Genomic DNA, 733 nt, shown 5'->3' with positions numbered 1-733 from the left:
ATAACGTGATTGTTTTCGTCATTGTGCATGGGTTTAGGCGTGAGGAAGTGGGGCACACGTATATGATTAAGCTCCGTCGTTAGATAGAGAAAATCATCATGTTGAACGGGGGCTGAAACGGGCGCTCCCATTTCCTTCCAATCTGGGAAAAGCTCGTCTAAGGCGCGAGTTTCTAACACCGCGCCAGATAATATATGTGCGCCGACCTCAGAGCCTTTTTCTACCACACAAATTGACAGCGCTTCGCCTTCACGATCTTGGTTCAACTGTGCTAATCGACATGCTGCACTTAACCCCGCAGGGCCAGCTCCGACGATCACCACATCAAACTCCATGCATTCACGTTCCATTTTTGTGCTTCCTTTTTATTTTCGTCATCTGGGTGACATTTTTCGTTTATATAGAAAACTATAGCTCAGTTAACGTAAACGTGAATTCGATGAGAGGTGGTCAGGGCTTTGAAATGTGAAAGAGTGACATGTGTTTGAAAATTAAACCGTTAGTGATGATTTTATCTGTTCGGTGGGTGGGTTTGAATTAGCGCGTAAAGCAGAAAAAAGGCTTCCATTTAGGAAGCCTTATGTCGTTATGACTTAGTTACACTTGGCCTTTGCAGATGTTCTGCAAGCACCTTGGTAAAGCGCGCGGCTTCACCGCCGGTGCAAGCTCTGTGGTCAAAGGTAATGGACAGCGGCATTGCTTTTACGGCCACGGCTTGACCGTTACGGATCAC

2 protein-coding genes are annotated in these 733 nt (G+C 46.4%); both read right to left on the bottom strand.

The window, feature by feature from the left end; all coding sequences use genetic code 11:
• The coding region (locus R7Z50_RS27035) for an NAD(P)/FAD-dependent oxidoreductase (RefSeq protein ID WP_318149686.1) at window positions 1-350 on the bottom strand (350 nt) is incomplete at its 3' end.
• Window positions 351-586: 236 nt separating this feature from the next.
• Window positions 587-733: 2-oxo acid dehydrogenase subunit E2 (locus R7Z50_RS27030; protein ID WP_318149687.1), on the bottom strand; the 147-nt coding region annotated here is incomplete at its 5' end.

Source organism: Vibrio sp. 1249-1 (genome assembly GCF_033340495.1).
Note: the sequence above shows the minus strand (reverse complement) of the source record. Positions and strands in the feature narration are given on the sequence as shown.